Source organism: Thermoleptolyngbya sp. M55_K2018_002, assembly GCF_015295965.1.
Taxonomy (GTDB): domain Bacteria; phylum Cyanobacteriota; class Cyanobacteriia; order Elainellales; family Elainellaceae; genus Thermoleptolyngbya; species Thermoleptolyngbya sichuanensis.
In genome coordinates, this window is record NZ_DVEA01000022.1 from 1 (window position 1) to 17,707 (window position 17,707).

The 17,707-nt window shown below is 55.0% G+C and carries 19 protein-coding genes; 8 read left to right on the forward strand and 11 right to left on the reverse strand.

The genetic code is table 11. The features are described from left to right. Positions 1–320 precede the first annotated feature (320 nt). Complete coding sequence (locus IGS51_RS00905; RefSeq protein ID WP_367279221.1) at positions 321–575, reverse strand: helix-turn-helix domain-containing protein; 255 nt, start codon at positions 573–575, stop codon at positions 321–323. A gap of 197 nt (positions 576–772) precedes the next feature. Next, entirely contained in the window at positions 773–1,012 is a 240-nt protein-coding gene (locus tag IGS51_RS00910; RefSeq protein ID WP_297074936.1) for a helix-turn-helix transcriptional regulator, read from the reverse strand. A gap of 183 nt (positions 1,013–1,195) precedes the next feature. Here IGS51_RS00910 and IGS51_RS00915 point away from each other — a divergent pair, with 183 nt between their 5' ends. The 5 genes from IGS51_RS00915 to IGS51_RS00935 all read left to right on the forward strand — a co-directional run bounded on the left by IGS51_RS00915 (position 1,196) and on the right by IGS51_RS00935 (position 5,869). Further along, a complete protein-coding gene (locus tag IGS51_RS00915) occupies positions 1,196–1,435 on the forward strand; it encodes a hypothetical protein (protein ID WP_297074937.1) in 240 nt (79 codons plus the stop codon). Between the two features lie 307 nt (positions 1,436–1,742). Next, positions 1,743–2,360, forward strand: a complete 618-nt coding sequence (locus IGS51_RS00920; RefSeq protein ID WP_297074939.1) for an SRPBCC family protein — start codon at positions 1,743–1,745, stop codon at positions 2,358–2,360. Between the two features lie 93 nt (positions 2,361–2,453). Beyond that, a complete protein-coding gene (locus IGS51_RS00925; RefSeq protein WP_297074941.1) occupies positions 2,454–3,173 on the forward strand; it encodes a hypothetical protein in 720 nt (239 codons plus the stop codon). A gap of 24 nt (positions 3,174–3,197) precedes the next feature. Next, positions 3,198–3,884, forward strand: coding sequence for a 5'/3'-nucleotidase SurE (gene surE / locus IGS51_RS00930; RefSeq protein WP_297074942.1), 687 nt, complete (start codon positions 3,198–3,200; stop codon positions 3,882–3,884). A gap of 287 nt (positions 3,885–4,171) precedes the next feature. Continuing rightward, positions 4,172–5,869, forward strand: a complete 1,698-nt coding sequence (locus IGS51_RS00935; protein ID WP_297074943.1) for a GUN4 domain-containing protein — start codon at positions 4,172–4,174, stop codon at positions 5,867–5,869. A 241-nt stretch (positions 5,870–6,110) separates the two neighbouring features. On the opposite strand, the gene sufU is transcribed toward IGS51_RS00935, so the two are convergent. The 4 genes from sufU to IGS51_RS00955 form a co-directional block, all read right to left on the reverse strand. Then, positions 6,111–6,605 (reverse strand): Fe-S cluster assembly sulfur transfer protein SufU, encoded by a 495-nt coding sequence (gene sufU, locus IGS51_RS00940; protein WP_297074945.1) that lies wholly within the window; start codon positions 6,603–6,605, stop codon positions 6,111–6,113. A gap of 149 nt (positions 6,606–6,754) precedes the next feature. Next, on the reverse strand, positions 6,755–7,552 hold the full coding sequence (locus IGS51_RS00945; RefSeq protein WP_297074946.1) for an HAD family hydrolase: 798 nt from the start codon (positions 7,550–7,552) through the stop codon (positions 6,755–6,757). A 193-nt stretch (positions 7,553–7,745) separates the two neighbouring features. After that, the gene (locus IGS51_RS00950; protein ID WP_297074947.1) at positions 7,746–7,898 is read right to left on the reverse strand and encodes a hypothetical protein; all 153 of its coding nucleotides are present in this window, start codon (positions 7,896–7,898) and stop codon (positions 7,746–7,748) included. A 69-nt stretch (positions 7,899–7,967) separates the two neighbouring features. Further along, positions 7,968–8,231 carry a glutathione S-transferase N-terminal domain-containing protein gene (locus IGS51_RS00955; RefSeq protein ID WP_297074949.1) on the reverse strand — a complete coding sequence of 88 codons (264 nt, stop codon included), beginning with the start codon at positions 8,229–8,231 and terminating at the stop codon, positions 7,968–7,970. Between the two features lie 124 nt (positions 8,232–8,355). Here IGS51_RS00955 and IGS51_RS00960 point away from each other — a divergent pair, with 124 nt between their 5' ends. Further along, positions 8,356–9,012: a hypothetical protein gene (locus IGS51_RS00960; protein WP_297074951.1), complete on the forward strand. Its 657-nt coding sequence runs from the start codon at positions 8,356–8,358 to the stop codon at positions 9,010–9,012. A 231-nt stretch (positions 9,013–9,243) separates the two neighbouring features. On the opposite strand, the gene IGS51_RS00965 is transcribed toward IGS51_RS00960, so the two are convergent. The 4 genes from IGS51_RS00965 to IGS51_RS00980 form a co-directional block, all read right to left on the reverse strand. After that, positions 9,244–9,696, reverse strand: coding sequence for a divergent PAP2 family protein (locus IGS51_RS00965; protein WP_172353389.1), 453 nt, complete (start codon positions 9,694–9,696; stop codon positions 9,244–9,246). A 13-nt stretch (positions 9,697–9,709) separates the two neighbouring features. Further along, complete coding sequence (gene crtE / locus IGS51_RS00970) at positions 9,710–10,609, reverse strand: geranylgeranyl diphosphate synthase CrtE (RefSeq protein WP_068509193.1); 900 nt, start codon at positions 10,607–10,609, stop codon at positions 9,710–9,712. Between the two features lie 164 nt (positions 10,610–10,773). Continuing rightward, positions 10,774–11,637, reverse strand: coding sequence for a bifunctional methylenetetrahydrofolate dehydrogenase/methenyltetrahydrofolate cyclohydrolase FolD (folD, locus tag IGS51_RS00975; RefSeq protein WP_297074955.1), 864 nt, complete (start codon positions 11,635–11,637; stop codon positions 10,774–10,776). A gap of 197 nt (positions 11,638–11,834) precedes the next feature. Continuing rightward, positions 11,835–12,761 carry a LysR family transcriptional regulator gene (locus IGS51_RS00980; RefSeq protein WP_172353386.1) on the reverse strand — a complete coding sequence of 309 codons (927 nt, stop codon included), beginning with the start codon at positions 12,759–12,761 and terminating at the stop codon, positions 11,835–11,837. Between the two features lie 455 nt (positions 12,762–13,216). On the opposite strand from IGS51_RS00980, the gene IGS51_RS00985 reads away from it, so the two are divergent. Next, on the forward strand, positions 13,217–14,608 hold the full coding sequence (locus tag IGS51_RS00985; protein ID WP_297074957.1) for an NAD-dependent succinate-semialdehyde dehydrogenase: 1,392 nt from the start codon (positions 13,217–13,219) through the stop codon (positions 14,606–14,608). 187 nt (positions 14,609–14,795) lie between these two features. Next, positions 14,796–16,442: an acetolactate synthase large subunit gene (locus IGS51_RS00990; protein ID WP_367279222.1), complete on the forward strand. Its 1,647-nt coding sequence runs from the start codon at positions 14,796–14,798 to the stop codon at positions 16,440–16,442. Between the two features lie 31 nt (positions 16,443–16,473). Here IGS51_RS00990 and IGS51_RS00995 read toward each other — a convergent pair whose 3' ends face one another. After that, positions 16,474–17,502, reverse strand: coding sequence for an aromatic ring-hydroxylating dioxygenase subunit alpha (locus IGS51_RS00995; RefSeq protein ID WP_297074961.1), 1,029 nt, complete (start codon positions 17,500–17,502; stop codon positions 16,474–16,476). Between the last annotated feature and the right edge of the window lie 205 nt (positions 17,503–17,707).

Below are 17,707 nucleotides of genomic sequence, written 5' to 3' on the forward strand. Positions count from 1 at the left end.
GGGAGCCGGATTGGAAGTCCCTCTCCCAAAGCGGGAGAGGGATTTAGGGTGAGGGTTACAAAAGTGGGATACACTCACCGAATTGACCTAGACACTATCTTTCAAGTAGTTCAACGAAACGTTCCTGAGGGCACCTCGATTAATTGCCTTATTGAGAATTTTAGGAGCCTGAAACCCTTGTTTTCTCCTAGCCATTCTCAAGAGGATCTGAATTTTTCGAGGTGCCCTCTATCGAGAGTAAGGAGCATGTCATTTTTGCAAATTGCCCTCATCCCCCAGACTCTCCTTTCGTAGGAGAAAGGGAGACAAATCGAACATTGCTATGACTTGTTTGGTCTGGAATCGTCGGGTTCGTAAACCATGAGATCACCAGGCTGACACTGGAGCGCTTTGCAGAGAGCGTTCAGGGTTGGTTCGTCAATGCGGGTGAACTGGCGTCGAGTTTTCATGCGAGAAATAGATGTTGGATGCATCCCCAGCATCTCAGCCAATTCATTGTTGCTGATATTCCGTTCAGCCATGATGACTGCTAACCGCCAATGAATCACGCCCTCTACCGCTTTGCCCAAACACACGCTGTCTGCGGTGATGCTATCACTCGGTTTCGTCCAGCACTGCTTTCTTAGCTTTAGAATCTATTTTAATAGCGTTAGCGGTTTACTTTCTAAAAGACTTGCTCTACACTCAGACAAACCTGAAACGCGATCGCCCCTACGGATCTACAACCTGAAGGGCGATCGCCAAGCGGATGAGGTGTGCCGTCCCAGCGACTCTAAAGCTGATCTGGCAAATCCAGAATCGTTTTACCAATGGTCTGGAGCAACCGCTCTAGTGCCTTCATCTGCTGCACCGTAAAGGTGGGAACATTTTTCCTGAGTTCCCAGCGGCTAACGGTTTGTCCAGAGATGCCCAAAGCGCGAGCAAAATCTTCTTGACTCATTCCCAACTCTTCCCGGAGTTGTTTTAGGGGTGAAATCTCTGTAGGGGATGGGGGGCCTGACTTTTTGGGCATGGACGAAAGCTAAACAAGTTGTTTAAGCATCTTGACTAGCCTCTTTCTAAACAATATGATTAGTCACATTGCTTAACTCAAGAGTTCCAGCATCGCTCTGGGGAAAAGGACTGCCTTTTCCTTCAGTTTGTCATTTCACTAGTCATTTCAATTGACACGCAGAAACAATCTTAGTGAGAAACCATGATGATGAAAAACAAAAACACCGTTCCCAATCTCATTCGTGCGCCTATTCCCGACGCGCCTGCGGATCGGGTCCCCATTCGCCTGCTGATCTGCGACGCTCCGGCGGGCGTAAATCGGATTGTGCATGAGCTACATGTCCTGCGCTTTGCCCAAGCGGGCGAGTGGAGTCCGCCGCTGCCGTCGCCTGTGGAGGGTGAGGTGATTCGGATTTTGGTGCGGTACTTCAAGCCGGAATGAGACACGCCGGAATGAGACTGGCATGAAAAGCGCGATCGCCCCTCCCACGTTCCGCCTAATAGTCTCTGCAACCGCAACGGGCGAAAACCTGCCCAAATCTTCTTGCAATCTTCAGGGTTTACCCCCTGGAATCCTGATGATCCCCATTGCACACTATTGATGATGTGTGAATGATGTGTGTTGCCTGCTGGAAAAACGCTTTCTACAAACGCTTTCTACAACAGATTTCGAGCCATGATGGGTTTCGAGTTTGGCTAGGAGGCGCAGCATAGCAGGCTCAAGGAGACTCAATAGGAGGCTCAGACTTTTGAATACTCTTCCCTTTTCAGACTCGATGGCTGGGCTAGCGGCAACCAACTTCCGGCATCTCCCCAAGACCGAGCGCGATCGCCTGCTGCGAGGCGAGATTTTGATTACGCCGCATCCCATTGACCTGTGGGGCACGGGCGTGACGGCACAGATGCACCTGCCCCTGTCGCCCGACTGCGCCTGGAGCCAGTTGACCCAATATCCCCGCTGGGTAGAGTACTTTCCGGACATCTCCCAGAGCCAGGTCTTGCACGAATGCGCTGAGTCGCGCAGGAAAACGCTGTTTCAGGCGGCCAGCAAGACGTTTCTGATGCTGTCGGTGCAGGTGGAGGTGTATTTGAACGTGATCGAGCGGATGCAGGGCGATCGCCGTCAGATTCGCTTTCAGAAGGAACGGGGCAGTTTTAAGCGCTTTCTGGCGGAGTTGGTGATCGAGCCGCTGGGCTTTGGCACGCTGCTTTCCTATAGCGTTGAGGCCGCGCCCTCGCTCCCCATTCCGGCCCCGCTGATTCAGGAGGCCGTGCGCCTCGATCTGCCGCGCAATATGCAGCAAATGCGGCGGGTGCTGTGTGGCGATGTCCGGGGCGAGGCGTTGGGCGATCGCCCGGCCGCCTAGCTCTAGCCTATGTGCTACGTTTGGGAAGTTGGATATGGAACAGTTCCCGCACAGACCTCAATATTCCTAGACATTCCTCAACCTTCCTGAACCATGCCCTGGACTCTTCCCAAGATTTTCCCCGCACTGACAGTTTTGAGCGCCCTCGCGCTGCCCAGTCTGGCTCCCCAACCCGGATTTGCAGCCGATCCGCCCTCGCCCCAGCGCAGCAACGCCCTGCAACGCCTGGGGCAAATGTTTTCGCCGGAAATCCAGTCCACCATTGGAGCCTGTCTGGAGCAGGGCAAGGTCGATGTGGCCGCCGGGCCGACCAGCAGCGGCGCGGTGCGCTGTGGCGATGGGTCAACAACCAGCGTCCCCTATGCTGCCTATGTCGCCACCGTGTCGGACGTGCTGACGGCCAGCAGCCTGGTTGGGTTTCGGGCGGTTTTGCAGTCCAATTCGGGCGTGTCTCCGGAGATGCTGCGGATGTTTGTGAACAGCCCCCAGGGTGGAATCGTGCTGCGTCAGGCCGTGCAAACTGCAATTACCCAGAGCGAACTGCTGCCTGCCACAGCGACCGCATCTACCGACATCCTCACCGATGCCGTCCTGACGCGGCTATTGCCCAGCCTGCAAGACCCCACAACGCTCGACACGCTGCTGGGCACCCCGGAGCAATATAGCCAGGTGGTGCGGGAGTTTTGCACGGCTCCGGGCATGTCGGTCGAACAGGCAAAATCGCGCCTGCCGCTGAATGAACTCCAGCTTTATGCCATTTGCATTCAGGAGTCGGGCGTGGCCGACGAAGTGCTGCGGCTTGGCGGCCGATAGGGCTTGGAGGCTGGGCAGACAAGCATGACGGTGGTGTTGACCAATGACGACGGGATTGACGCACCGGGACTGTTGGCGTTGCAGCGGGCGCTAGATCAGAAGTGCGTGATTGTCGCACCGCAGCAGTCCTATTCAGGCTGTAGCCATCAGGTGACGAGCGATCGCCCAATTTCGGTGGAGAGGCGATCGCCCCACGCCTTTGCCGTCGGCGGCACGCCGGCAGATTGCACCCGTCTTGCCCTGCGGCATCTCTGTCCAGAGGGATCGCTGGTGCTATCGGGGGTGAATGCGGGTGGCAACCTGGGCGCAGATATCTACGTATCGGGGACGGTGGCAGCCGTGCGCGAGGCGGCGCTGCATCGCGTTCCGGGCATCGCCTTTTCGCAATACAAGCGTCGCGGGCTGGAGATCGACTGGGAGATGTCTACGCGCCTGGTGCGGCTAGTGCTGGATCGCTTGCTAAATGCTCGCACGCTGCCCGGAACGTTTTGGAACGTGAACCTGCCCCACCTGGAACCGGGCGCACCCGACCCCACGCTGGTATTTTGCCCGCTCTGTACGCAGCCCTTGCCGACGGATTATCGCGTAGAGGGCAACACGTTCATTTACGCAGGCAACTACAACCAGCGCCAGCGCGATACAGGCGCAGATGTGGACGTGTGCTTTGCGGGCAATATCGCCATTACGCAGCTTCGGCTGTGGGAAGGATGATAGCGATTTTAGAGTTTAGATTGGCGATTTTGGATTTGGGGCAGGATGCAGGCTAAAAGGCGTAGCACGGCATCGATATGCACCACAAGTGGGCAATTGGGCGAGACGCGCCCTGCAAGAATGTGGGTGGCTATGGCGAAAGCCTGCTATTCAATTCGTACAATGCAGCCAATCTTCTCCAAATCTCCTTTATCCTGGCAAGTAGGAATATACAGATGAATGGCGATTGCTAAAGCTTGAAAAAATACTGACCATAGACATCTACCATGCAGCTTAGAACTTAAGATATGGCTAGAAACTGGGCAATTGTCGTTGGCATTAACCAATACAGCACGTTCCTGAGTCCGTTAAAGTATGCGAAGCAAGATGCTGAGTTAATGTGCAATCTATTCAAAGAATTAGAATTTGATGAAATCTGTCTGTTCACTGAAGATTCTCCGCCTCAGCGCGTAGGATACAAACTCTTGCCCACTTATCCATCCTACGGTCACTTGCATGGATTCTTATTGGAAGTGTTCAAAGAGCCATTTCTCTCTACTGGAGATAATCTATGGTTCTTTTTTGCAGGTCACGGAATGCAATATGCTAATCGAGATTACTTAATGCTAGTTGACACTCATCCCAGCAACGTCGCTGCAACTGGAATTTCGGTCGATTATATTCAAGAACGATTAGTCCGATCCGGTGCTGATAATGTAATTCTTCTTCTAGATGCCTGTCGCAACCAAGGACACAGGGGCGTAAGCCAAATTAGTCGGGAAGCGAGGCAAGGGGTCATCACAATTTCTTCTTGTAGTCCAATGGAAGTCTCGTGGGAAGTTGATGAGCTTCAGCACGGTGTATTTACATATTGTATTGATGAGGCATTGAACCCAAGAAAAGAGAATTTAGAAAAATTGAGATGTGCTACAGTCGAGGGGTTAAATAATCACTTGCGTAGACGTGTGCCCTTTGTTTGTGAATGGTACAAGAAGTTTCCAGTACAAAATCCTTTCACAAAGATTGCTCCACTGGAAAAGTCCCATCTCATCTTATTCCCAAAATATGCTCGCTCAGAAGATGTCAAAAAACTTCAGGAAGAGGCTCAAGAGGCCTTCTCAAAACGAAATCTAGATTTTGCCGAACAACTCTGTATTCGAGCTAATGAAGCCTCACAAGGCCAAAACGAAAGCGTATTAGATCTTCTTAATCAGATTCAACAAAAGCGTCTGAGAATCAGCAATCTCGCATTACCGCAACTTCCTCTGAGCCAAATCGTAGGGGGATTTAATGAATTGAGAGACAGTCGATCTGCACAGCTTTCTGAATTCAGGAAGCAAGCATCCCAAGCCGTGACAGATCGGCTTCATGATAAATATTTTGGTTTCAGAGGATTTCTAACACCAAAAATTCAATCCGTTGGACGTGCTTTTACAAGCATCTCTACTGTAAATCGCAAAAAAACTATAGGTTGTCTAGGGTTGATAGGGCTGGGCTTTTTAAGCCTAGCAGTCTTGCGAGATCCATCTAGCAATCACACGCCCTCTCATTCCAATTATCAAGCTTTAGAGAGTTTTCTCAGATCAGGCAACTGGACTGCGGCCGATCAAGAAACAGTGAATCTGATTTTACAAAATGTTGGGAAGCCGTCTCTTATTTCGTTGGTTCCGGATGATGTAAATCAAGTCCCGTGTGAGGTTTTGAGCGATATCGATCGACTGTGGGTTCAGAATAGCAAAGGCGAGTTTGGGTTTAGTGTCCAAAAAAGAGTGTTTTTAGACATAGAAAAGTTTGCGCCAACGCTAGGTCGAAATGCAACCTTGTCCGCCTTTAACACGCAAGTCGGCTGGAACTCAAATGAAATTTGGGGTTCAGATTCGCAAATTTGGGGTTCAGACTCGCGCCCAATTACTTCAGGAGAATTTCCAACAGGACACTTCCCAAAAACTTCGTTTAGAGTGGGTTTTTCAAGCTTGATCCAAAAGCTTTCTGCTTGTCAGTTTTGAATTGAGGAAATTGGTTTCCCAAGTATCATGCACCCTCTAGCAGTCTGAGTCGATAGTCAACACTGTGGACGGTTTCTTCTTCAGGAAGTTTTGACGATAATTCAGATTTGCTCGATGATGGCGGGGCAAATGAGGACATACCTGCTGTAACACAGCAAATCCGCGGACCTCAGGCGTTGAGGGGGTGAGGCGGATGGGCGATCGCCCCCTAGAAGATTAGCCGCGCCTTCCTCAGTTCCCCTTAGCTCTCGGCCTCGTTGCTGACAAATTCGGGCTGTTCGCCCTGAGCAGTTTCCAGTGCAGCTTTTAGCGTATGCCAAGAAAGGTTCGCGCACTTGATCCGCACGGGAAACTGGGCAACGCCCTGCATGACGTTGAGCTTGCGGAGATCGGCGGGAAACTCGGCCTCGCCGCGCATCATGGCTTGAAACTTTTGCACCATCTCCAGCGCTTCGTCCGTGGTCTTGCCGCGCAGCGCTTCGGCCATCAGATCGGCCGAGGCCATGGAAATCGCGCAGCCTTCCCCTTCAAATTTCACGTCTGAAATGCGCTTCACCGAAGGATCACCCTGCGGATCGTCCTCCAGGTGGAGTGTGAGTTCGATCGTATCGCCGCAAGACGGATTGTGCCCCTTTTGGTAGCGGTCGATAGGGTCGGTTTTGCCCTTATGGCGTGGCTTTTTGTAGCGCTCTAGGATGACCTGCTGGTAGAGATCGCGCAGATTGTCGAGAGACATGGTTCGTTAGGTAAAGATACGCAGCCAAGTCGATCCTAGCGAAATTCTGCGCCAATGCTGTGCCTGAAGTTCCCTGCGGAGGGATCGCCCGTGAGGAACTACCCGTGAAGGCCCGTGAAGGACTGCCCGCGAGGGACTGGTCGAATGCTCTAGGCGACCGACATCGAGCAGTTTTCGCTCTGATAGACCAGGTAGTGAACCGCAGAAAGCAGGTCGCTGTGCAGACGGGTGGGTTCAAACTTTTTCAGGTAGGACTGACTGCGAATGCCACAGGTGAGGGCAATTGTGGCAATGCCCGCAGCCTGGCCGGCGATCACGTCTGCTTCGGTGTCGCCCACCATCCAAGCCGTGGAGCCGCTGCCCATCGTGGCGATCGCCTCTGCCAATAGCCCCGTCTTGTGTTCTGCCTGGTTTGCGTAGGCCGCGCCCGTATCCTGCATTCCCCAAATGCCATTGAACAGGTCGAGCAGGCCGTGGCTTTCCAACACTTGCGTTGCCTGGTCGCGGCAGCGCAGCGTCACCAGCACCAGCCGCGCCCCCTGTGCCCGCAGCAGCGACAGTGCCCACCGCGCCCCCGGCTGGAGGGTGTCTTTTTGCAGCAGGTCGGGACGGTTCACAATTTCCACCACGCGCTTGAGGAACACCTCGATCTGGTCGCCCCGCAGCCCCGATCGCAGGGCAATTTCTACATCGGGCACGCGGTTTTGCTTCATGTCCCAGAACTGTGCCTTGCTGAGGCGATGCACAGGCACCGTAATGCCGCGAGTTTGATACAAGGTTTGCACGTCTGACAGACCCTGGAGATACGTTTCGTAATAGCGGTCGGAAACGTCGATGATGGGGCCGTCAAAGTCGCAGAAGAGAGTGAGTCCACAGAGCGATCGCATTGCGAAGAGTCCTTGAATGGAGGTCAAGCGCCCAGATTGGGTGACCCGTTGGGCAACCATAAGTATGAAGGAGTCTATGTTTTCTTTAACTTTTTCTTTACAGTAACAGTCAAAATTATAAGTCGTCAATCGAAGAATCCCTGAAGAATATCAGATTTGCTTATGATTTTAGTCCGTCCTGGAGATGAAACGCCCTGTCTGGGGTTCTACACTGCCTCATCCTAGCGAAGGAGTCATCTCTGTCGCGTACTGCTTATGGGTGAGTCAGGACTTCTGTTTCTTGTTGAGCGTCTGTAATCCATGCCTGCATACTCGGCAGCGCCCACACGGCATCGGCATAGGCTTGGCATACCGGATCAAGCGCCACTCCATAGGTGACAAAGCGCGATACCACCGGGGCATACATTGCATCGGCAATGCTAAAGCCACCAAACAGAAGCTCACCCTCGCTGCCGTAGGTGCTGCGGCATTCACGCTACAGGGATGTGATGCGATCGGGAAACAGTTCTGCAACATACTCACAAATCGCCAGCGATTCCCAAATGCCCCAATCACCCTGCCGCAGCGCAGGAACCCGCCGCGATGGGGAGTAGCGCTCGATCTGCGCGTGAAACTCTGGCGTATCTAGCGGTAGCCGAATTTCGGTAAAGGGCACGGCCATTTGGTGCATCGCCAGCCACGGCTGCAAAGACCAAGAGGAGTAGTTTTTGTTGCCGATGATGAGCGTGAGGGGAAGCATGGGCAAACGGGAGAAAAAGACTTATCTGTACAGAAATGAAGCCGACTTAGTTTCAAAAAATCCGGTTGGAGCGGGCTATGCTGCTGTAGTAGATTAGCGTTGCAGCGTAAGGATTGAGCGGGTTATGCGGGATTGGGGCTGGGGCTGGGGAAGTGTGGCGCTATGCAGTTTAGCAATTCTGGGCAATGCCAGTGCGGGGGCTTGGGCGCAGGCTCGTCCGGTGCCGTCGGGGGCGATTCCCATAGGGATTGCTTCGCGAATCGCCCAAGGACTGCCCGCCTGCCTGCCGCCCCAGTCTAGCGAAACGCTGGTGATGGTGCTAAATCAGACCCCCAACACGCTGGAGCAACTGCGGTCTGTCGTGCCGCGCAACGCCAGCCTGACGGTTTGCGATTATTTGGGGCTAAACGTCACCCGCATTGGCGGCTTTGCTACGCCTGCTCTAGCCCGCGACTGGGCGGAATACCTGAATCGAGCGTTTGGCTATCGTGCCTTTACCACCGTGGCCACCGCGCCCAACCCCACGCCGCAGCCAGGCCCCATCAGCTACGCTGTGCTGGTGAACCATTACAATCGCCCGGATTTGCTGGATCAGGTGCAGCAGGTCACGGGTCGCCGCGTTACGGTTGTCACCTACGACCAGCGCCCGCATCTGCTGGTAACTAGCACCAACGATTGGGCGATCGCCGCTGGATTGTTACGAGACTTGAGCGATCGCGGCTTTATCACCCTGATTGTCGATGGTCGCCAAATTGCAGGACTCCGGCCAGTCGGCGGATAGCCTCAACTCTCTTCAGTGGCGTTATCAGTTAGTGGAGTTACGATTAGGGGCGCTACAAGTTAGTAGCGCTATGAGTTAGTGGCGCTTTAGTGGCGCTACAAATTAGTGGCGCTACAAATTAGTGGTGCTGTAAATGCAATGGCTGGAAGCCCTGCCAATACTTGACAGGCAATCCAAAATCGCCAATCCAGAATCCAAAATCGCAAATCCAAAATCAAGAATCAGCAGGATTCAATAGGCTTTTGCCGCCAGCCAGGAAACCACAACGCCCAGGGCACAGCCCGCAATTACCTGAACGGGCGTGTGTCCCAGCAGTTCCTTGAGCCGCTCTTCGTGAAATTCGGCATCTTCAAAAAACTCGCCCACGATTTTGTTCAGCACGCGGGCCTGCTTGCCTGCCGCCTGCCGCACCCCTGCCGCGTCGTACATAACGATAATGGCAAACACCACCGCCACCGCAAACTCAGGACTCTCCCAGCCGGAAGATTGCCCCACGCCACAGGCGAGCGCCGTGACGAATGCAGAGTGGGCGCTAGGCATTCCGCCCGTGTTGACAACCGTGCGAAAGCTGACCTTGCCGTTACGGGCCAGTTCCACGATTAGCTTCAGCACTTGGGCAATGAGGCAGGCCGCCACTGCAACCCACAGCACGACGTTTTGAAAGACCTGACCAAAATCCTGCATGAGGTTGCTCCCCCTAGTGCGTTCGGGCAGTGATATAGTCGGCGATCGCCAAAAGCGGCTGGGCACGAGTGCCATAGGGAGACAGTTCTGCCTTGGCGCTGGCGATCAGTTGCGCCGCCTGCCGCTTCGATTCTTCAATGCCCCAAAAACTGGGATAAGTTGCCTTTTGAGCCTGTACGTCTTTGCCAACAGATTTCCCCAATTCCTCTGGCGTAGCGGTCAAATCCAGCACGTCATCCACAATCTGGAACGCCAGCCCAATATCTTGCGAATATCTAGATAGTCGCTGCTGATCTTCTGCCGAAGCGCCTGCCAAGATCGCCCCACAGACGACCGATGCTTCTAGCAGCGCCCCAGTCTTGTGGCGATGAATCCAGGTCAGCGTTTCCAGGGTTACGTCCGGCTTCCCTTCCGACTCCAGATCTACAACCTGTCCGCCCACCAGACCCGCCGCGCCGACCGCCCGACTGAGGTGAACAATCACCTGAAGCGTGCGATCGCTCGGCACGCCCGCCGTTCTTGCAGCAATATATTCAAACGCATAGGTCAACAGCCCATCGCCCGCCAGAATCGCGATGTCCTCGCCGTAAACCTTATGATTCGTGAGTTTGCCCCGGCGATAGTCGTCGTTGTCCATCGCAGGCAGATCATCGTGAATCAGCGACATGGTATGAATCATCTCCAGCGCACAGGCTGTCGGCAGCGCCATTTCTACCGTGCCGCCCAACATCTCGCAAGTCGCCAGGCACAAAATCGGCCGCAGCCGCTTGCCTCCCGCCATCAGGGAATAGCGCATCGACTCGTAGATCGTTTCGGGATAGACCACCGGAAGGGATTGATCCAGCGCCGCTTCTACGATCGCCTGTCGTTCTGCCAAATAACCCGATAAATCAAAAACTTGAGTCGCCACCATGCCAATTTCCTGGAATTCTGCCCTTAGTCAGGGTGATAAATTGGCCAATCTCGGCCAACTGAACGGATCTAGCACATTAACCTAGACGCAATCCAATGTACCCCGGATGAGGGTCGGAATGTACAGATTAGGGGCCAAGGATTAGGGGTCAGGGTTTCCGTCCGTCACCCCGCCACTCTCCTTAAATAACTCCACACCGTATTTGCCATCAGCATCGTTACGGTCATCGGCCCAACGCCGCCGGGGACGGGCGTGATCCAGGAGGCCACGTCTTTGACCGATGCAAAGTCTACGTCGCCTACCAAACGGCCGCCGCCGTCGTCGGTGATGCGGTTGATGCCCACATCAATCACAACGGCTCCGGGCTTCACCATATCGGCAGTGATCAGGTTGGGGCGGCCCACGGCAGCAACCAGGATATCGGCAGAGCGGGCAACAGCAGGCAGGTCGGGGGTGTGGGAATGGGCCATCGTGACGGTGGCATCTTGGGCTAGCAGCATCAGGCCGAGGGGCTTGCCGACCAGGATGCTGCGCCCGATGACGACGGCATGTTTGCCCCTGGGGTCGATGTGATATTCCTCCAGCAGCTTCATCACGCCTGCGGGGGTGCAGCTTTGTAGCCCCACTTCGCCGCGCACCAAGCGACCCAGGTTCATGGGGTGCAGCCCGTCGGCATCTTTGTCGGGGTGAATTTGGTTGAGCAGGGCAACGGAATCCAGGTGATCGGGCAGGGGAAGCTGCACCAGGATGCCATCTACGCGATCATCGTGGTTGAGGTCGTCGATGACCTGTGACAGTTCTGCTTGCGTCGTATCGGCGGGAAAATGCTTCCCCAGGGACACCATGCCCAGTTTCTCGCAGGCGCGTTCTTTGTTGCGGACGTAGGCAGCGCTGGCGGGGTTGTCGCCCACCATGAGGACGGCTAGACCGGGCGATCGCCCTCCTGCCGCTTTGATCTTTGCGATTTGCTGCGCCAGGTCTGTCTGAAGTTTTTGAGCCAGCGCCTTGCCATCCAAAATGTCCGCCATACGCACCAGGGGAGATGAAGAGCAAGCTTGATTTTAATCTGGGGTGGGCGTTGCGTGGGATTTTGGGGTGGGGATTTTAGATTTTGGATTTGGGATTTGGGATTTAGACCCTGGATTGGGCTTGGGGCTGGACAAGTTTGCAGGTTGACCCGCTGCTCAGAAGGCTGATGCTTGGAAGTTGGGCAGGTGCAGGAAGTCTAAACCAGCGTGGGAATTACGCCTGTTTCTTCCATTTGGGCGGCGGCGACTTGTAGGTAGTCGAGGAAGGTGGAGGCGACGACCGAAAGCTGCTTGCCCGATAGGTGGACAACGTACCACTTACGGGGAATTGGGAAACCTTCGACATCGAAGGCCATCAGTTCACCCATCGAGCCGTCGTGAGCGATGGTGTGCGACGACAGAACTGCCAGACCCAGCCCTCCGGCGATCGCCTGCTTGATGGCCTCGTTGCTGCCCAGTTCCAGCCGCACTCGCACCGACAGGTCGTGGTCATCCAGCAACTTCTGAAAGGCGCGGCGTGTGCCCGATCCCGGCTCCCGCATGATAAAGGTTTCTTCTGCCAGCCGCTCTAGAGAAATGTTCTTTTCTTTTGCTAGGGGATGGGTTTTGGGGCCAATCACCACCAGCGGGTTATCCAAAAACGGGTGGGCCACGATGTCCAGATTTTCCGGCAACTGGCTCATCACGTAGAGGTCGTCCTGGTTGTTACCCAGGCGCTCGATCACGCGCTCGTGGTTGGTGACCGTGAGGGAAATATCGACACCAGGATACTTTTGGCAAAAGGGGCCGAGCAGGCGCGGCAGAAAGTATTTTGCCGTCGTGATGACCGCCAGCCGCAGCCGGCCCTGCTTCATGCCCTTCAGGTCGGCTATGCTCATTTCCAACTGTTCCAACTTGCCAAAAATCTCCTGACAGGTGGAAAATAGCTCCCGTCCTGCATCGGTCAAAAACAGTCGTTTGCCGACTTGCTCAAACAGGGGCAGGCCGATTGCCTTTGTTAGCTGCTTTACCTGCATAGACACGGTGGGCTGGGTCAGAAATAGCTCCTCCGCCGCCCGCGTAAAGCTGCCGTGCCGGGCCGTTGCCTCAAAGACCTTGAGCTGATGCAGCGTCGCGTGAATCACAAGAGCCTCCTCGTAAAGAAAGCGCGGTCAAGAGCGCAGATGAAGGGATACGTCGATAGGACAAGATCATTCCGAATTCTTATAGACCCTAGTCTATTACAAGGTTGCCAAGAAAAGTATTTTTTCTATGGATTTCTGCGCTGGCTTCAGGCTGTGACCGGAACGATCGACTGGCGCGGCTCAAGTTGTTAAATTCGTCACACTTTGTCAATATTTCCAACGTTCTGCGTCTACCGCCGATTTTTCTTGGAAGACTAGAAAGGAAGAAGCCCGGTTGAGCTAGGGATCTGGGCAGGGTTCGGCGCTGAGCAAGCGGCTGGAAGGGGGCGATCGCCCTGTCACCAAATCGCAACAAGTTGAGACAATTCCGTCGGGCCTCGCAAAATCAGCACGTTAGAGTTGAGAAGGTTAAGGCGCTTGCGCGTCCGCTCCTTGCAGTGAGAGGAGGTTTAGTCATGGGAATCGCTACAGTAAACCCGGCGACTGGCGAAACGCTACAAACATTTGACGCACTGACCGATGGGGCGATCGCCCGCGCCATCGACGCTGCCCAACACACGTTCGAGTCTTATCGCCACACCCCCCTAGCCCAGCGGGCCCAATGGCTCTACGCCGCTGCCGAAATTCTAGAACAGGAAAAAGCAGAAATTACCAAATTAATGACCCTGGAAATGGGCAAGCCCATCGGCCCGTCGATTGCCGAAGTGGAAAAATCCGCCTGGGTCTGCCGCTTTTATGCCGAAAACGCCGAGAAATTTCTCGCGCCCGTGCCCATCGAAACCGATGCCAGCCGCAGCTACGTCATGTATCAGCCGCTGGGGATTGTGCTGGCGGTGATGCCGTGGAATTTTCCCTTCTGGCAGGTGTTTCGGTTTGCTGCGCCAGCCCTGATGGCGGGCAACGTCGGCCTGCTGAAACATGCCTCCAACGTGCCCCAGTCGGCCCTGGCAATTCAGGACATTCTGGAACGGGGCGGTTTTCCAAAAGGGGCCTTTCAAACGCTGCTGATTGGCGCGGATAAGGTAGCGCAAATCGTCGCAGACGATCGCATCAAGGCCGCCACGCTGACAGGCAGCGAACCCGCCGGAGCCAGCCTCGCCTCTACTGCGGGAAAGTATCTCAAGAAAACCGTGCTGGAGCTGGGCGGCAGCGATCCGTTCGTCGTCATGGCCAGCGCCGATCTGGACGTAGCCGTGTCTACTGCCGTGACGGCCCGCATGATTAACAATGGTCAGTCCTGCATCGCGGCCAAGCGCTTCATCGTGCAAGAGGCGATCGCCGATGCGTTCCTCAATGCCTTAGTTGAGAAATACAAAGCCCTGAAAATTGGCAATCCGCTTTTGCCCGAAACCCAGATTGGGCCGCTGGCCACGCCTGCCATTTTGCACGAAGTTCACCACCAAGTAGAAGCCTGCATCGAGGCGGGCGGCAGGGTGCTGGTCGGCGGCGACCCGGATGACGTGCCCACCAAAGCTGATGCCAAACTGAGCCAGGGCAATTTTTACCCGCCGACGATTGTCGTCGATGTGCCGCCCGATGCCCCCATTGCCCAGGAAGAAATCTTTGGCCCCGTCGCCACGGTCTTCCGAGTGCCCGACCTGGATGCCGCCATTCGTCTGGCCAACAGCACCCCCTTTGGGCTGGGCGCGAGCGCCTGGACGCAAATTCCTGAAGAGGGCGATCGCCTCATCGCAGAACTGGAAGCAGGCAGCGTTTTCCTCAACGGCATGGTGAAATCAGACCCGCGCCTCCCCTTCGGCGGCATCAAGCGCTCCGGCTATGGCCGCGAACTGGGCCGCGAAGGCATTCTGGAATTCGTCAACGTCAAAACCGTCTGGGTTAAGTAAGGGGACGAATTGGTTCTCTAAGTTCTCTTCAGTTCTCTAATTCTCTAAGTTCGCTTGAGTTCTCTAAATACCCACACGCTAAATACCCACCCGCCCAGTAACACGCCTCATAGCCTTTTTCTGATTCGCATCCGCACCCATTCCCTCCAAATTACCAACCTACAGGAAACCTTGTATGACCTCTCGCATGACCTCTCTCAACACCGCCGAACTGCTTGTGAAATGTCTGGAAAACGAAGGTGTGGAATACATCTTTGGTTTGCCAGGTGAGGAAAACCTGCATGTCTTGGAGGCGCTGAAGCACTCGTCAATCCGCTTCATCACCACGCGACATGAGCAAGGCGCGGCGTTTATGGCGGATGTGTATGGGCGGCTGACGGGCAAAGCGGGCGTGTGTTTGTCTACGCTGGGGCCCGGCGCAACGAACCTGATGACGGGCGTAGCGGATGCCAATCTAGACCGTGCGCCGCTGGTGGCTATTACCGGGCAAGTGGGTACGGATCGGATGCATATTGAATCGCATCAGTATCTCGATCTGGTCGCCATGTTTTCACCCGTCACGAAATGGAACGCGCAAATCGTACGACCGAGCATTACCCCAGAAATTGTCCGCAAGGCGTTCAAGATTGCACAAAGCGAAAAACCCGGTGCCGTACACATTGATCTCCCGGAAAATATCGCAGCAATGACGGTGGAGGGAACGCCACTGCGAAAAGAAGCGATTGAAAAAGTGTATGCGTCGTTTAACAGCATTGAACGGGCAGCCGCTGCCATTTCGCAAGCCCAGAATCCCATCATCCTGGTGGGGAATGGGGCAATTCGCTCCCATGCCAGTGATGCGGTGACCCACTTTGCGCGATCGCTCAATATTCCCGTCGCCAATACCTTTATGGGCAAGGGCGTGATTCCCTACACCGATCGCCTGGCCCTGTGGACGGTGGGCTTGCAGCAGCGTGACTTCATTAGCTGCGGATTTGACAATACCGACCTGGTGATTGCCATCGGCTACGACCTGATCGAGTATTCGCCCAAGCGCTGGAATCCGACGGGGGAGATCCCGATTATTCACATCAACGCCACCCCTGCGGAAATCGACAGCAGCTATATTCCCCTGGCAGAAGTGATTGGCGATATCTCCGATTCGCTGGAAGAGATCTTGCGGCGGAGCGATCGCCAAGACAAGCCCGAACCCTACGCCATTCACCTGCGAAAAGACATTCTGGCCGACTATGAGGAACACGCCAAGGACGATAGCTTTCCCGTCAAGCCACAAAAGCTAATCCACGATTTGCGAACGGTGATGGGGCCAGAAGATATCGTCATTTCGGACGTGGGAGCGCACAAGATGTGGATGGCGAGACACTATCACTGCGATCGCCCCAACACCTGCATTATCTCCAACGGTTTCGCGGCAATGGGGATTGCCATACCAGGGGCGATCGCCGCCAAGCTGGTCGCCCCAAACCGCAAGGTGGTCGCTGTGACGGGGGATGGCGGCTTCATGATGAACAATCAGGAGCTAGAAACCGCGCTCCGCATCGGTACGCCGTTCGTCACGATTATCTTCAACGATGGCGGCTATGGGCTGATCGAATGGAAGCAGCACAACCACTTCGGCGAGTCGGCGTTTATCAAGTTCACCAATCCCGACTTTGTGAAGCTAGCGGAAAGTATGGGGCTGAAAGGCTATCGTATCTCCGCCACTACCGACTTTATCCCCACGCTCAAGGAAGCCCTAGCGCAAGACGTACCTGCCATCATCGATTGCCCCATCGACTATAGCGAAAACCTCCGCTTCAGCCAGCGGGCAGGCGATCTGACTTGCGCGATTTAGCGCGATTTACGCAAGTGCATTTGCGGATCAATTAGCTCGTAAACGATCGCCCCAGTCCCAGCTTGGCCAGCAGCTTGCGGTAGGTAATGGAGCTTTTGTCGCCCGCAATGTGGACTTCATCCGCCAGGTTAATCGGCAAATCCTCAGGCCAGAGTTCCTCGACAATTTCCTTATCTTCGCCAAAAACCTGGTGGTTGAAGTCCAGCGTTTCTTCCAGAGGCGCGTCTTTATCAAAGTTGCGACAGAGGGGCGAAAATACGCGGGTCTTGCGGGCTGAAATGGGGCTGGCCGCATTCAGAATATGCAGCATTCCGTTGGGGAAGGTGACTGAGAGCTTGACCGTGAACGGCAGCCAGGCCTGAAACAGCCGCCGCCACTGAAACCCTGGCGGGCTGAGGTGTTTGCAGCCGTGGGGCAGATTGCTGACGGAACTCACGTAGTCCGCCGTAAATCCGCCCTCAGTGAAGGTCACGGGATAGTCGGGCACTTCAGGATTATCCCGCTCCCCAAAGGAGTCTTTGTGGACAAAAGCAAAGTGACTGACATCTAGAAAACCCTCGATCTGGCGACCCGCCGCCGCATCTAGATAAACCGAATCGGGAATGATCTGGATGTAGTCGGGGTCATCCCACGCATCAAATTCGGGAAAGGGAACCGGGCCATTGTCCACCAGCCGTACCCAGATCAATCCGTACTGCTCTCGCACCGGGTAGGTCGTGAGGCGGAGACGCTTGGGAATTGTGGCATCGGGGGCAGCCGGAATGCAGACGCATTGACCGTCCTGGGTATACCGAACGCCGTGGTAGGCGCAAACCAGTTCGCCATCTTCAACCCAGCCCATGCTGAGGGGAGCGCCGCGATGCAGGCAGAGGTCTTTTGCCGCCATTACGCCGCCATCGCCTGCCCGGTAAAGCACCAGCCGCTCGTCGAGCAGGCGCACCCCCACGGGCTTATCGGTAACGTCGTGGGCAAAGGCAACGGGATACCAGAATGGGGCGAGCGCTTCCCAATCAGAAGGGCTGAAGGTGCAATCCCGAGGCAGGGTAAACGTGGCAGGCATAGGAATTTGGAGAAAGAACCTGTAGGTGCGTGAGCGGTCAACGTCCTAGTCAATCCGCTGATGTTAAGACGGACAGACGGCTGAGAACTGTATCCCCCTCTACTACAGGCAAGCCCTTTCCCCAGGCGATAAGTTTTTAGTATTGAAAAGTCAGAAGTATGGTTCGCAGCTTGCAGGCGGCACTCGCGGGACACCAGTCCACTGC